Annotated in this window: 8 protein-coding genes; all 8 read right to left on the reverse strand. The window is 38.9% G+C overall.

Annotated elements, in window-relative coordinates:
* The 8 genes from BUA97_RS00975 to BUA97_RS01010 all read right to left on the reverse strand — a co-directional run bounded on the left by BUA97_RS00975 (position 1) and on the right by BUA97_RS01010 (position 16,138).
* Positions 1 to 2,583, reverse strand: a complete 2,583-nt coding sequence (locus tag BUA97_RS00975) for a glycoside hydrolase family 31 protein (protein ID WP_072995954.1) — start codon at positions 2,581 to 2,583, stop codon at positions 1 to 3.
* A gap of 10 nt (positions 2,584 to 2,593) precedes the next feature.
* The gene (locus BUA97_RS00980) at positions 2,594 to 4,549 is read right to left on the reverse strand and encodes a glycoside hydrolase family 97 protein (RefSeq protein WP_072995956.1); all 1,956 of its coding nucleotides are present in this window, start codon (positions 4,547 to 4,549) and stop codon (positions 2,594 to 2,596) included.
* A 27-nt stretch (positions 4,550 to 4,576) separates the two neighbouring features.
* Positions 4,577 to 6,598, reverse strand: a complete 2,022-nt coding sequence (locus BUA97_RS00985) for an NPCBM/NEW2 domain-containing protein (RefSeq protein ID WP_072995958.1) — start codon at positions 6,596 to 6,598, stop codon at positions 4,577 to 4,579.
* Between the two features lie 15 nt (positions 6,599 to 6,613).
* On the reverse strand, positions 6,614 to 7,981 hold the full coding sequence (locus tag BUA97_RS00990; protein WP_072995960.1) for a glycoside hydrolase family 43 protein: 1,368 nt from the start codon (positions 7,979 to 7,981) through the stop codon (positions 6,614 to 6,616).
* Between the two features lie 15 nt (positions 7,982 to 7,996).
* Complete coding sequence (locus BUA97_RS00995) at positions 7,997 to 10,438, reverse strand: glycoside hydrolase family 31 protein (protein ID WP_084081231.1); 2,442 nt, start codon at positions 10,436 to 10,438, stop codon at positions 7,997 to 7,999.
* Between the two features lie 52 nt (positions 10,439 to 10,490).
* Positions 10,491 to 12,416, reverse strand: a complete 1,926-nt coding sequence (locus tag BUA97_RS01000; protein WP_072995962.1) for an alpha/beta hydrolase-fold protein — start codon at positions 12,414 to 12,416, stop codon at positions 10,491 to 10,493.
* A 359-nt stretch (positions 12,417 to 12,775) separates the two neighbouring features.
* On the reverse strand, positions 12,776 to 14,389 hold the full coding sequence (locus BUA97_RS01005; protein WP_072995964.1) for a glycoside hydrolase family 43 protein: 1,614 nt from the start codon (positions 14,387 to 14,389) through the stop codon (positions 12,776 to 12,778).
* Positions 14,390 to 14,419: 30 nt separating this feature from the next.
* Positions 14,420 to 16,138 (reverse strand): glycoside hydrolase family 43 protein, encoded by a 1,719-nt coding sequence (locus BUA97_RS01010; RefSeq protein ID WP_072995966.1) that lies wholly within the window; start codon positions 16,136 to 16,138, stop codon positions 14,420 to 14,422.
* Between the last annotated feature and the right edge of the window lie 196 nt (positions 16,139 to 16,334).

The following is a 16,334-nucleotide window of genomic DNA, read 5'->3' on the forward strand; positions in this document are numbered from 1 at the left end:
TTAAAATTTAATGTTTAATTGATTCCCTTCATAAGAAACTTTTTGTGTGACAACTTCCTTATTGATTCCTATGATTTCCAGATTAAAAATCCTGTGGTTGTTTTGTCCGGCGTAAGTTCCCACACGTTTATCAATTTGTAATTCTTTCGCTTTATCATTCCATTTGAAAGAAATCAGGGTATACTTTCCGTTTTCATAGTTATAATTATCACCTTCATCTTCATAGAGCATAAAATTTCCATCATTGCCTGCATATATTTTTATGCTAAGTTCCTGATTAGATTTTTCGGAAGCATATTGCATTACTTCACCAACAGGTATAATTGAACCTGATTTTATAAAAAACGGAATCTTATTGTGCGAAGTATCGGCTAAAATGGCTTTTCCGCCCTTATTTTTTTGATTGGTATAGAAATCATACCAGAAATATCCTTTTGGAAGATAAACATTCCAATTTTCAATATTGGGTTTAATCACAGGAGCAACCAATATAGATTTTCCAAACATATACTGATAAGACTGTTCAATAGCTTTTTTATCCCCTTGAAAATCCATTACCATCGGTCGCATAATGGTAGAATTATTTTTTGAAATTTCCCAGGATTGAGAATAGATGTAAGGCAATAATTTATATCTGAGATTCATCAAATCGCGCATATTACTTTCTATTTTTTCTCCGTATTTCCAAGGTTCTGTTTCGGTCTGGTAACCGTGCATCCTGAAAATCGGACAAAAAACACCCCACTGAAACCATCTCATCAGAATATCGTGGTATTTCGGATCAGAATATTGGGAAGAACCGGGTCGGAAAAATCCCCCAATGTCGGTTGTCCAATAAGGCATTCCGGAGATGGAATAATTGAGTCCGGCCACAATTTGCCTTCTGTAAGCATCCCAATCCCAGCCAATATCACCGGACCAATTGATAGTTCCGAACCGCTGTTGCCCGGGAAACGCAGACCTGGTTAAAATGACTGCTCTTTTATCAGGATCAGTTGCTCTCTGTCCTTCATAAACTGCTTTGCTTACAAAAAATGGATATGTTAATCTGTAAAATTCACCAATTCCCAAGAAAGTATTTTTACCTACCAATGCATCATTTTCCGGTTCTGTGGCATCCATCCACCAGGAATCAACTCCATTCTGAAAAAGATTTTTGTTTAAGGCATTCCAATGTGTTTTTTGTGTTTTCGGATTAAAAACATCAATCCACGGACTGTCAGGAATGTATAATCCAACATAATCTTTGGCAACCTCAGATTTTTTATCTAAATTTTCCCAAACGGATACTGAAAATTTGGAATGAAGCTGATGCAATCTTTCAATAAATTTTTCGGGTTCAGGATAGTTTTGCTCATCAAATTTAGGAACGCCCCAACCATATTTTCCCCAATATTGCCAATCCTGAACAATGACATCTACCGGCAAATTACGGTTTCTAAATTCTTCTATGGTCTTTACCAAGTGTTGTGCAGAAGTATATCGCTCTCTGCATTGCCAATATCCGAAAGCCCATTTGGGCAACATCGGCACCTTACCCGTAACCTCCCGGTAAGACGAAATAACCTCATCTGCATTATTTCCTACAAACAAAATATAATCTAATGACTTACTGTTCGGTGAACGGAATGTAATGATGTCCTCCGCTAATTTATACTGTAATGAAGGCGTGTTCGTCGCTTTACAAATTACTTGAAAATGATGTTCTCCTTTCGTAAGAAAAACTTTAGTACTCACAGCAGGAGGAAGCCAAAGATTGGACTGGTCGATTACTGGTTTTCCGTCAATGGTAAGAAAATGACGGTTATCCATATTACCCAAATCCAGCATAAAAGTATATTCACCATCTTTTTTAATTAAAATCTTACCTGTATGCAAAGCTTGTTGCTGAGAAACTTTTACTGTTCCCGAAGTTCCTGTTACTTCTTTTTCTGCCCCATCAGTGACTGCTTCTTTTTCCAGAGGAACCGATTCATCTGCCGGATTATACCAGGTTAACCCAAACTGATTCCACAAAATTCCATAACCTTTTGAAGAATACAAAAAAGGCAAAGCAATCTGACTGTTAACCTGAATCAGTTTTCTGCTGATATTTTTCAAATTGTAATGACCATCCTGAAACTGACCTAATCCCAAAAGTTGCTCATCTTTATCGTTGACAAAACTTTGTTCTGTAATGTAACATGGCTGAGAAGATACTGTACTTTCTGTAAGCTTTCGGCTATTTACAACTTCTGAAAGTATAACTTTACCATTGCCATCCAGAAAGGTAAGCTGAGCCGTTTTTTTATTGAACAAAATAGCATACTTTTTAGTTTTCAGTTTTAAAGAAGAAGCATTTTCTTCGAATTTAAAATCTGAAAAACTATTTTCATTGACGAAAACAAACTGATTTTCTTCCGGTTTTATATCTTTTATAAATTGTATTCTTACCGCATTTTCGTTCATTGGTCTTAAGACTAAATATCCGTCAGAGAGCTTCGCGGAAACCTCTTGAGCATTTTTGCTATAGGATACATAGTGTTGCCCAAAAACTAAAATGGGAAGAATAGTGAGCCAATATATTATTATTTTGAATCTCATAATTAAACTTTTACAAAGGAGAAATCACAGCGACAAAACCGCCACGTCTCAACAATTTTACGTCCACAGAATCTGTACTTCCTACGACAGAATCATCGGTTACAAGCTTTTTATCGTGTTTTCCGTCTTTGATTACTCTTAGTTTGTATTTTTTATTTTTATCCAGAAAATCAAGCTTAATTTTGAGCGTTTTTTCAGTATTCTCACCATTGATTCCGCCGATGTACCAGTTCATACTTTTGTTTCTTGCCATCACAACATCTTTCCCGGGAAAGCCTTGCAATAAAATAGTCTTATCCCAACTCGTCGGCACTTCTCTTAAAAATTTCTTAGGTTCATCCGGCAATTCATAATAACCTTCGGGTCTGTCGGCGAAATGCTGGAGCGCAGATTCAAACAAAACGCTTAACGCGAGCTCGTGACCGTAAGAAGTCAAATGCGGAAACTGTGAATTGGTGAAGGTTACCGGCGTATAATCCATAGAACCGACCACGTTTCTGGTGAAAGGCAAAATGGTATTGTGAACAGGTCCAGTTGTTGTAAATTCCGGGCCGTTGTTGTACCATTCTGCACCCCGAACCGCTTCGTAGGTCATCAGATTCGGATAGGTTCTCGACCAGCCTCTCGGAACCAGACAACCGTGAAAATAAACCATCATTTCAAATTGAGAAGCATCCTCCAGAATATCAATGTAATATTGAATCATCTCCTGCTTTTCACTTTCGAAAAAATCTACTTTTACGCCTGCAACGCCCAGTTTTTTAAGCTTGGTAAATTCTGCCACACGGTTTTCGTGAGTCAGCATTCGGTCTTTCGGTGTGGACGAAACCCAAGTATGGTCGCCACCAGAGTTGTACCACATCAAAGGTTTGATGCCCTTGGAATGGATGTATTTCAGCGCATCTTCAAGTTTTCCGCCATTTCCCATCGAGTCCCATTCCCAGTCGAGCAAAGTGTACGGCCAATCCATCGCAAGCGCCAAATCTGCAAATTCACAAACCGTTTTGAAATCTTTGGTTCCGTGGTTACTCGACCAATAATTCCAGGAAACTGCGCCCGGTTTTATCCAATCCATATTTTTAATAACTGACGGCGGTGCAACATCATCCACCAAAGTAGAAGCGACGATATCATTCAGATTTCCAATGATGATTGCTCTCCAGGGCGATTTCCAGGGTAAAGTAATTTTTGGTAAAGCTTCTCCTTTTCCGCGACCGTCCTTCGGGTCTGGAAACGTGATTTTATATTGATTTTTATCTGATTTATTGCTTAATTTAGAACCACAGTAAGTCCCGTCAACAGCCGATTCGTGCAGTAAAAACCAGCAATTGTCTTTGGTCTGAAACAACGCCGGATAACACCATTCTTCCTGCTGAATTTTATCACTAACCATCGAAGCATACAGTCCTTCATTCGCGGGATTCCATTTTTCTGTCCAGCGCGTGGTTTCCGGATCGATTAAATAGGAAGTCAATTCATCCTGAACCGTAAAATTTCCCTTTTCTGAAAGAGAATATCTGAAAGCAATGCCGTCATTATAAACCCGAACAATAATATTTAATTTCTTCTTTTCTTTATTTTCAAAAGTAAAAACCACTTCATTACCTTCATTGTGTCTCTGAGAAGATTTTCCGTGAGGCATTACGTAATTTTCCTTTATTAAAAGTGGTTTTGAAGTTTTAATTAATTTCATTTCATCAAAAGAAACGCCTTCGGAAAGAATCAATCCCAAATCGATTTTTGAAATAGCTTCAGTGATTTTTCCGTTATTATTAAATTTCACATTCAAAAACCATTTTCCATTTTCGGTATTATTTGAATTGAAAACACCAACGATAATTTTATCATTCGGAGATTTTACAACCAAATTATTCGCTGAAATCCAACAAGAAAAACTCAGCAAAAGCATCATCAAAATTGCTTTTGAAAATATATTTTTAACGATATGATTTTTGATGATATTCATTTTTCTGATTTGGAATTTCTAACTGAATTATTTTGAAATGAATTTGTAAAAAGCGACCCCGTGCGCCGGAATATCCAACACCAGATTTCCCTTAACTGTATTAAGTTTCAAAATATCCTTCTGTCTCCAGATATCTCTCACGATCTGATTTCCTGAAATTCCCAGTGCTTTAAAATCTCTGTAAGACATCTTCACTTTTTCTCTTCCGAAATTGGCAAAAACCACCGCTTTTGCACCGTCTTCAAGGTCTTTTACGTAGATTTTCAATTCGCCAATTGTCTGCAGACAAACGCCCTGTTTTCCCAAAACGTCTTGGTTTACGGCAATCACTTCGTCATTCGTTAAAAGATTTAAGGTAAAATCATCCAGCTTTTCAAGGTCGCAACCAATCAGCAATGGTGCGGAAAAAATACTCCAAAGACTAATATGCAGATATTGCTCATCGGGTTTCAAACGGCTCTGGTGCGGATTTCCCCAACCTACAATACCTACAACCAACATATCCGGGTCGTTCCAGTTGCCGGGTTTTGCAAACGCGGATGCTTTATCCTGCGCCAAGGCAATATTTTTGACGCTCGCCCAGGTATCGGTAATGTCATTGGTGGTGCGCCACGATTGCGCATCGACGTCATCGCCCCATTTCCAGACATCGCCCATCCCGTACTGACAAAGGTTATAGACGATATCTCTCGGTTGCTGTTTCAGAAGGTTCCCCATCAATTTGAATGGTTTTACACCTTTATCCAAATCACCACCGCCGTTGAAAGCCAATGAGGAAACTTTGTTCGGATCGTTATCTGGCAAACCGTCAATCACACCACCGTAACTGCACCAATCGTATTTTATATAATCAATTCCCCATTTGGCGTAGCTTTCGGCGTCCTGTTTTTCATAGCCATAACTTCCTGCGCATCCACCGCAAGTCCACGGCCCGGGCGAAGAATAGATTCCCATTTTCAAACCGTTTCCGTGAATGTAATCGGCAAGGTTTTTCATATCCGGAAATTTGGAATTGGTCAGAATATAACCGTCTTCATCACGCATTTTCCCTTTGAAAGACGGGTCTTTTCCGTCTCTGTTAAATTGCCAGGAATCATCGACATTGATGTAATTCCAACCGTGATTCACCAGGCCGGATTTAATCAAAGCATCACTTGCCCGTTTCACTTTATCAGCAGAAACTTCGTGCCCGAAACAATTCCAGCTGTTCCAACCCATTGTTGGCGTCAGTGCGATTCTGTCGCCAATTTTTATCTTTAATTTTTTTGAAGCTGAACCTTTTGTATTTTTAGCATTTAAAACAACTTCGTAAGTTCCTTCTGTATCAACTTTTCCAGTGATAATCCCTGTTTGAGAATCTAATGTTAAACCTTTTGGAAGATTTTTAGCTGAAAAAGTGATCGGTCTGTCGCCTGTCGCTGGAATTCTGAAAAGAAAAGGCGAACCGGGTCGAGCGCCAAAAACACCTGCTGAATTAATTTTTGGCGCCGGAGCGGGTTTTGGCGTTAAAATGTAAGGTTCTGAAGCAATTGGATTAAATGTTATCAGTTTTGCACCGTCTGAAGTTTCAAACTTGGCATCTGCCCAATCTGCGTGGTCATAATAAGGACCGTTTCCGCCATCAGTAACGACTAATTCTAATTGTTTGATGCCTTCCAGCGAAATGGAAACAGGTTTTGCTTTGTCGCCCAGTTTCATTATTCCGCTGGACCAGAGTTTTTTATTATCGCCGTAAATTTCAAATTCGGCAGCGGGATTTTGTCCTTTCATTTCGTCGTCCAATCCTACCAAAGCTGAGAATTTTTTGACTTTTCCATTTAGCTTAATCAACAAAGAACTTTCAGCATGCGTTCCAAAACCTCTTTTGAAAACTTCGTTTGCAATCGTCAAAGGTTTTCCGTCCACCGAAGTATTGATGCCGGGTTTTCCGTTTCCCTGTGTGGCGACGCTTAAATCTAATTGATCCAGCCAAACCGTTGATTGCGCTTTATAAACATTCGACGACAATGCCAATGAAAGTGCTATTAAAAGTAATTGATGCTTCAACATTTTCTTCTTTAAATTTTAATTAAACTTCCACCAGTCAAAATAGAAAAGGTCTTTCTCTCCTTTGAATACAAAATACAAATCGTGAACACCTTTGATATTATTCACAGGGGTCGTGATAGTTTTAAAAATATCACCTTCCGCTTTTCCGGTCACTTTTACAGTTCCTAAAAGTTGTCCATCCAAAGAATCGGAATGGATTTCAATCGTTCCGCCATTCATTGATGCTACTGAAACTTCAATTGACTTCGTTCCTCCAGAAAAATCGACACCCTGAACTTTGAGATAATCGCCGTTGTTGATGGATGAAACAACGATTCTGTCTGTAATTTTTTTGCCTGTATCGTAAGGATTATTTCTTTCCCACTCTGTCATTTTTTCGGTTTTCAAACCTTCACTAAAAGCAATTGTTTCGGCTTCTACTCTATTGTATGGATTGAGCGTTGCGATTCTTTTGACACCTTCCTTATTCCAAAAAGGCAGTTTCTGGATCGTTCCATCCGCGTTGTATTTCATTTCGCTGACACAAACCGAACGGCGTTCGTAATGTTTGCTCATTGTCTGTTTTCCAATGTTATAATTGAATCCGAAAACATAAGATTTTCCTTTATAATCAATGATTCCGGGATGATTTCCGTTGGAACGTTTGTCGCTGTCCATAATCATTCCTTTGAATTCCCAAGGTCCCGTTGCCGATTTTCCCATCGCATAGCCCATTCCTTCCGGACAGCAAGTGGACGCATAAGCCAGATAATAATTTCCGTTCTTTTTCCATACCCAAGGTCCTTCCTGATAATGAAACGGGTCTGGCGAACCCTTCACTTTGGCAATCGACGTGTCTTTTATGACGTTGCCATTTACAGAAATCATATCTTCATTCAGTTTTACGTACCAAAGATTGGGGTTTCCCCAATAAAGATAAGCTTGTCCGTCATCATCAATAAAAACGGTCGGGTCAATATCATCGCTGGAATTTTTCACCAAAGGTTTTCCAATCGGGTCTTTGAACGGACCATACGGACTGTCGGCAACCAAAACCCCGATTCCTCTCTGTCCCGGCATAGGGCAGTACATATAAAATTTACTATTTCTTTCTATAACTTGTGGTGCCCAAGCTCCGTTTTCTGGGTCGGTCCATTTGAAATCTTTCAGGGAAGCTACAATTCCGTGGTCTGTCCAATTGACCATATCTGTGGAAGTGTAAAGCAACCAGTTTTTCATCTTGAATCCGAACGCGTCGTCCTCATCGTGACTGGTGTACAGAAAAACCGTGTCTTTATAAACCATTGGTGCAGGATCGGCAGTGAATTTGGTCTGGATAATTGGATTTTGGGCGATAGCAACCTGGAAAAAACCTAAAATGGTTATTAAACTTAAAAATTTCATAGTCTGGTTTTAAGATTATTTAAAATTAACAGTCACTTTCTTTCCTGAATAACTCACTGATTTCTCTTGATCATTCGGAAGAATCAGGTTGAAATTTCTTTTCTCAATCATTCCTTTATAATTTCCTTTTCGGGAATCTATCGTCAAGGTTTTTGATTTTTCGTTCCAATGAAAAGGGATTTCGGTGTAATCACCTTTTTCGTAGTTGTAATTATCAAATTCATCTTCGTACAAGACAAAATCTGAATCGGCTCCGGGATAAATCTTCACCGTCATATTATCCCATTTTTTCTCTGTTGCAAACTGTACATCCGGACCAAACGGAATGATGCTTCCCGCTTTCACATACAATGGAATGCTTTGAAGATTAACTGTTTTATCGATTTCCTGACCGCCATTAAATTTTTCATTCGTCCAGAAATCAAACCAGTCTGCGCCAGAAGGAAGATAAACTTTTACGGTTTTATTTTGTGTAAAATCTATGTTTGACAATGAGCTTTCTTTGCTTTCCTCTTTTTTGTCCCAACCTTGATTTTCATCTGTTTTAATGAATTTTTCAGGCGTGTATTGAGGGTTGAGAATCGGTGCCACCAAGAATGATTTTCCGAAAAGATATTCATTATTAATATCCCAGGTTTTTCGGTCTGATGAAAAATCCATTGACAATGCTCTCAGAAAACTCGAATTATTTTTAGAAACATCCCATGAAGCCGAATAAATGTAGGGCAATAAACTGTAACGCAATTTGATGAATTTCTCAATCACATCATAAACCACATCGCCTTTTTGTCCGAACTGATAAATTTCTCTTGGCACATCGGTTCCGTGCGAACGCATCATCGGCGTAAAAGTTCCGTATTGCAACCAACGCACGTACAGTTCCTGAAACATTTTGTTTTGCGGACCACCGTTTCTTTTGTAAACGCCACCGAAAAATCCACCGATATCTGAATTGAAATTCGGGTTTCCTGTTAAGCTGAAATTCAATCCCGCTGGAACCTGATTTCTCAGTGACTCCCACGAAGAATTGATATCACCCGACCACGTATTGGCTCCATATCGTTGCTGACCGGCAAAAGCCGACCTTGTCAAAATAAAAACCCTTTTGTCGCTCGTGGTTTCACGCTGATGGTCATAAACGCCGCCAACTGCGACCAACGGATACGCATTTCTCACTTTTCGGAATGAACCGAGGTAGGTTTTGGTATCCAAATCTTCCGGTCTTTGGCTGAGATGGTCGGGTTCCGTAGAATCCATCCACCAGGTATCGACGCCCAAACTGAAAACTCCTTTGTTCAGATATTTCCAGTAAATATCCCTGGCTTCAGGATTGTAGGCATCGTAAACACGCACACCGGAAGGATAATTCATATCGGGAGGCCACACTTCTCTGCCAGATTCCGGCCAGGTTTTGAAATTGAAAAGCATTCCTTTTTTGTCCATTTCACGGTAAGGATTCGTCATCGGACCGAAAGACGACCAAATAGAAACGGAAAGATGCGCATTCATATCGTGGATGTTCTGAATCATTTTCTTGGCATCAGGAAAATCAGGGCTGATAAAATCCATCGCATTCCATTGATAATTGTTTCCCCAATATTGCCAATCCTGGATAATTCCATCCAAAGGAACTTTCAAATCACGGTATTTTTTAACAACATCTACCAGTTCGTCCTGACTTTTGTAGCGTTCTTTGCTTTGCCAAAAACCATAAGTCCACAAAGGAATCATCGGTACTTTTCCTGTCAGATTTCGCATTCCGGCAACTACACCATCGGCATTTTTTCCGTAGATAAAATAATAATCCACACTTTCCCCAACTTCCGAAGAGAATGATGTTTTGTCGGGTTTATCGGTAAATTGTGTCGGCGAATAGTTATCCCAAAAGATTCCGTAGCCCTTCACAGACTGAAAAAACGGTACAAAATCCCAGGTATTATTTTGTATCATTTTCACGTCCGTATTCCGCTGAGACATTTTTCCGTTTTGCAGAATTCCTAAGCCGTAGATTGGTTCATCTTTTTCCAGTTGAAACGACTGAGAAACAGAATAAGTCTGATTTCCGGCGTCATTAAAAGGTTTGAAATTGCTTTCAACTTCCTTTAAAAGTTCTTTTCCTGAGGACGATTTGTAAGTAATCTTACCACTTTTAGCATCAATTAAAATATTTAAATCATTCGTTCTTAATGAAATAATATTCTTGCTTTCTGAAACTGAAAATTTAGTTTTCTGTTCTTTTTTAATAACTGACAGACTGTTTTTCTCGAATGATTTTCCAACTGGATATTTGATAATTCTAACCATATTTTCGCCATACAGTTTCAATTCAAAATTCAGATTACCGGCAGAAAATTTCAATCCTGAATCTGTTTTCTGATAAGACTGCGAATAGATATTTCCGGATACTATAATAACAGTAATAATGAGTGTTTTGATTTTTATTCTGTTGAAATTCATTGGTATATGATTTTGAATTAGAAAACTGACAGTCTTTTTGATTTAAATTTCTTTACTTAAAAATTAGTTGTGCAAACTGGTACAAATTATTTCTCCAAACCGGCCAGGTATGTCCGCCAGGATATTCGGAATAAGTATATTTGACGCCTAATTCATCCAATTTTTTCATCATAATCTGATTATTTTGGTATGCTATATCATTTTTCCCGCCCATCGCAATCCAGAAATTTTTAATGTTTGAATTGAATTTAGATTTGTTATCCGCTAAAAATTTGTACTCGTCATCCGCCACTTTCTGAAGCGCAGGCAACATCCAACCCGAACTGAAAACGCCAAGAGAAGAGAACATTTCAGAATTCTGAATTCCCGTGTAAAGCGTATAAATTCCGCCCATAGAAAGACCTGCCATCGCACGGTTCGGGGCATCTTTTTTAATTCTGAAGTTCGATTCTGCAAATGGAATGACTGATTCTTTTATTTCTTTTTCCAACATCTGAAGATTTCTGATTCCAAAATTTCCAAAACCAGCAGGACCGATATTTGCGTCCGGCATAATTAAAATCATTGATTTTGCTTTCCCTTCTGCAATCAGATTATCAAGAATTAAATTGGCTTTCCCCTGAGTTGCCCAACCGCTTTCGTCCTCGCCACCACCATGCAGAATGTAGAGAGCAGGATAATTTTCATTCAAATTTTTGTCGTAACCAGGCGGCGTATAGATGAAAATTCTTCTCCATGAATTGGTCACTTTTGAAAAGAAATTCTGGATTCTGATGTCACCATGAGGAACATCTTTCATTGCATAATAACCATCACCTGCAAACGGAACTTCGATTCCGCTAGCGTATCTTCCCATTCCGTAAAATGATTTGCTTGATGGGTCCGCAACGGCAACATTATCAATCAATAACGAATAATAATGAAAACCTTCGCTCAAAGAATCTGTGATCGCCTTCCATGAACCGTCTGATTCCTTTTTAAGGTCATATTTCTTTCCTAAATCAATCTGAACTTTTTGTGCTTCCGGTGCTTTCACTTTGAATATCGCTTTTCCATTGCGAAGAATCTGCGGAAACTGAGCATTTCTGATATTGGATTCAGCGGGTGTTCCAAAAACGGTAAATTCTGAAAAATTAGATTGGTCAACAGGCTTGAAAATCAACTGAGAAAAGATGTACAAATCATTTTTCCAGACTTTGAAATCGTGTCCGCCCGGTTCTATGTAAAAGATATGAGGAATTTTATTGGCCGTCAAATAATCGCTGGTTCTTTTGCTGAACGGCATCAAACCGTCCTGGTCGCCACACGAAATGAAAAGCAATTTCAATTCTTTCGCTTTTTGTGGATTTGGAAGTAATTGTTGCGGTTCTTTCGTATTCGGAGCAGATGAAAAAGCACCCACCCAAGCGAATTTGTTGATATTTCCCAGACCGAAATTCAGGGTTTGTCCGCCTCCCATTGAGAGTCCTGCAATAGCGCGGTTTTCTCTGTCTTTTTTAACCGGATATTTTTTTTCTACCGCTGGAATCAAGTCGTTCAGCAAATCTTTTTCGAAGGTTGCAAAAGCGTCAACTTTATCTTTTGCCATAATATTTCCGGTAGCGCGGTCGTCTTTCATTGCTCTTCCGTTGGGCAAAACAACAATCATCGGCGTGAGTTTTCCTTGTGCGTATAGATTGTCTAAAATGATTTGAGGCGTTCCGTTTTTGTACCATTCTTTTTCGTCGCCACCAATGCCGTGAAGCAGGTATAAAACCGGATATTTATTTCCCTTTTTATATCCCGGCGGTGTGTAAATCAAGGCTTTTCTTGTGGTTCCGACCGTTTTTGATACATATTGAATGGAATCAATTTTTCCGCGTGGAATATCTTTTTTCTCAACGTCAAAACCTTCTGGTGCCTGTCTGTCAGTATTTTGAGCGGAAACAAATAGTCCCGAAACCAAAAAAGCTAAAGTAAATATCTGTAATTTTATCATATATTTTTATTTGTAATTTTTACACTTATTAATTTAGACAAAAAAATAATACCGGCAAGGGTTTATATTTTTTTAATTTATTAATGTTAATTATTTTTTGTGATTAACAGGTCGCCTCTACGAGGCTTTGCTTTGATGACGCACTTTTTGCTATTAACAGATTGCTCCTTCAGAGCATTGATTTTCTTCTTAAACAGCGAATCTTTCGTAGCCCGACTTGAGCGCAAATCCTTTTTTGCTTTTACAACAGTTGTACTTAGGCTGACATCTCCTGCAAAAAAGATTGACTACGTCGAACCACTTCGTTAGATTTGGGAGCGGAAGGCGGATTAGCTACCAAAAAAATAATTCCAATATTGTTATTCCGTACTTTTATTTACTCTGAAAGAATCGACATCCACAAAACCGCCCAGATTTTTGGTGGCGTAATTGAAAACCGCAAACTTGGAACCCATGAACAGTCTTCGGTAATCGAAAATCATTTTGTAATCTTTTGCCATTTCTGTCCAGCTTTTTTGATCGGTGCTGTATGAAAAATCGGCCAAATCTTTTCCAAGGTTGAAATCGGCGTCAATTTTAAAATAAACTTTATCTGAATTCAATGGAAGTCTCTTCTTTTCATCTGTTTTAACGCCCGTAACCGCTTTGGTTTTGTTATCTAAACTGACTTCGTTGGTTGCAAAAACGACAAACTTTTTATTGCCTTCCATCACTACCGATAAAATCCCGGAATCACCGTTGAATGCGCTGAAGCCTGTGACATCACCATCTTTCATTCCTTTCACATCCAGAGCAACAATCGCAGTTGATTTCGGACCTTCCATTCGTTGGGTCAATGTGTTTGGAGCGAGATAAAGATTGTCGACTACTCGACTGGTTTTCAGTCTTAAAAAACCTTTTCTGTCGGACAAAGACCAAGCTTCGTTGACTGGATTATGATTCCACTGCCATTGGATTTTCATTTTTTTGCCGGAAAATTCGTCGCTTTCTACCAAATGATTTTTCGGTTTGAAGGTAGGAAGCGGAACTTCACCTGTCAGAGGAACTTTTCCGTTATCGCCCAAAACCGGCCAAGCGTTTTCCCATTTCACAGGAATCAAAATCGGTACACGCCCCACTCCATTTCTGTCCTGGAAAATAAGTGAGTACCAATTTCCGTTTTTGTCGTCAATCAAAGCACCTTGTCCGGCGTAGGAAAACCCAAGAAAATTGTCCTCAAGAATGACTTTTTTCTCGAAAGGTCCGGTTGCTTTATCAGCTCTGTATACTTCCTGACGGCGTTTTCCGCCTCTCGGCCAGGAAATCATCATCATGTAATATTTTCCGTCTTTTTTAATAATCTGATTGCCTTCCAACAATCCGGTTTCCGAAGCATCTTTCTGAAAAACTTCTGTTCCATCCTGATCTCCGATAATGGTTTTAAAATCCGGGCTTAGCTCAAAAACTTTATTGGAAGTGTACACATAAACTCTGTCGTCATCGTCAAAAAGCAAAGAAGCATCGTGAAAATGTCTGGTTCTTGTCAGCAATTTCCAGTTGCCTTTTTCGGGATTTTCGGAAACGTAAAAATAAGATCTGAAAGGTTCATCATTCGGGGAAAAAAGAACGTAATATTTGCCTTTGTGAAAACGGATGGATGATGCCCATTGTCCGCGTCCGTAAACGCTTCCGTTAATTAAATCATATTTAGAATTGTCCGTTAATCTGTCAAAAACATAGCTCGACATTTCCCAGTTGACCAAATCTTTGGAATGCATCACCGGAGCGCCTGGCATCAGGTGCATTGTCGTGCTTATCAGGTAAAAATCGTCGCTGTTTCTCGTGATGGACAAATCCGGTGCATCTGCCCAGATTATCGGGTTTCTGAATTCCGTCGTTTGAGATTTTTTTACAGGATTTACCTGAGCTGAAAAGAGATTCAGCCCGATAAATCCGAAAAGAGAAACTATATAGAATGGTTGATTAATTTTCACAGTTTTGATATTTTGGTTTGGTGTTAATTTTTAATTCGGCACAATATCATTCGAAGAGGTACTGTAAAGACCTATTAAACTTCCGGTAAAACCGCCTGCAACATCCGTTGAAAGAATATCGCCGGAAACCTTTCCACCCAGATTTTTGAAGTTTTTGCCGTCCAAGGAATAATTAAAACTGATGTTATCTTTCTCACCAACAGCCTGGAATTTGATCGTTTTACCAAATGAAATTTTTTCGCTGGCAATCAGTTTTGAACTTCCTTTTTCAGTTCTTTCCAAAACGATATAGAAGTCTTTATCTTTCTTCGTAATTCCGAAAACATAATTAAATGTTTCACTTTGATAAAGCGAGATTCCAGATAATTCTTTTTCAGATTTTGGTTTGTAATCCAAGGTTACGGAAGTTTCAAAATCTTCGTGTTGTAATCTGTGGAATAATGAAGAAATGGGAGCCAATGCTTTGATGTTTGTTTCCATTGGGTTTACTTTTACACCCGTTTTTGTAACCGTAATAAAGCTTTCGCGAGGACCACGCATAGCAATCCAGCGGAAATCAAGGTTTTTATCAGTCAGTTTATCGCTATATGTAAAATTTCCATTCGGGAAAAAGCCGTTTTGTCCATTTTGATTTTGGACACCTTCCGGCATTTTCAATTTAGGCTTCATCGGAACCAAACCATTTTGGAAAACAGGATATGTTCCGCTCCAGTCAACAGGAAGAATGAAAGTCTCTCGACCTTTTGTAACGCGGTTGTTGACATTCGGACGAATGGCCAAAAATACGCCGTACCATTCTCCGTTCGGGCCTTCCACCAAATCGGCATGACCTGCCCAATCTACTTTTTCCTTTCTGTCTCTCGGAAAATATCTCTGCGTCAAAATCGGATTATTTTTAGCGGGAACAAATGGTCCTTTCATCGAATCAGCCATAAAAATAACCTCGCTGTGGTTGCCTCCTGTTCCACCTTCAGCACACATCAGATAATATTTTCCTTTGTATTTATAGATATGTGGACCCTCAATCCAAATAGGCTTTTGAGAAAGGTCAACGCCACCATTTACGATAATTTTATCAGAGCCTGCAATAACCTGGTCTTTTTCCAGATCATAATCCCACATTTTGATCACACGGTGACCTTGATATTGCTCGGTTCCTTTTGGTGGCGCATCGTTGTGAACGATGTAAGCTTTTCCGTCATCATCGAAGAAAATAGCAGGGTCAATTCCGTCAAAATTCAGTTTTTGAACTTCGCTCCAGCCTTTTGCCGGGTCTTTGGTTTTCACGACCATATTTCCGACTCCGCCCGCAATCTGCGTGGTAATCATATAAAAAGTATCGTTAAACTTGTTGTATTTGATATCCGGTGCATAGATTCCATGTGAAACTCCGCCTTTTTCTACTTTAAGCTGGGAAGGTCTGTCGAGAACATGACCCACCTGTTTCCAATTCACCAAATCTTTCGAAGTGAAAATCGGCACGCCTGGAAACATTGAAAATGAAGAGTTTACCAAATAATAATCCTCTCCTTTTTTGGTGATACTCGGGTCGGGATAGCAACCTTGGAGAATCGGAGAATAGAATTCGTCAGATTTTAAAGGATTATCATTGTAGATTTTATCATTTCCTTTGTATTGAAAATCGGTGAAAGTCTGTGCTGATAAACTGGTTACAGAAAGTAGTGCCAACGTAGCAAAAATGCTGGTTTTGTTTTTCAGGAAATTGGGATTCATTGTTATCTTTTTCATATGTTAATTTAATTTATTTGATTAGTTGTTGAACCCTTTGGGTTCTTGGTTTTTTAACAGGTCGTCTCTATGAGGCTTTGATTTCAATTAACTTTATTTCTATTAACAGGTCACTCCTATGGAGTTTTAATTATTTTTCTTGTTACTAGCATCTTTAAATCTTTCTACATAATTATCCGTTGAATCTCTCGCAACC

The sequence above is a fragment of the Epilithonimonas mollis genome, from assembly GCF_900142325.1.
GTDB lineage: Bacteria > Bacteroidota > Bacteroidia > Flavobacteriales > Weeksellaceae > Epilithonimonas > Epilithonimonas mollis.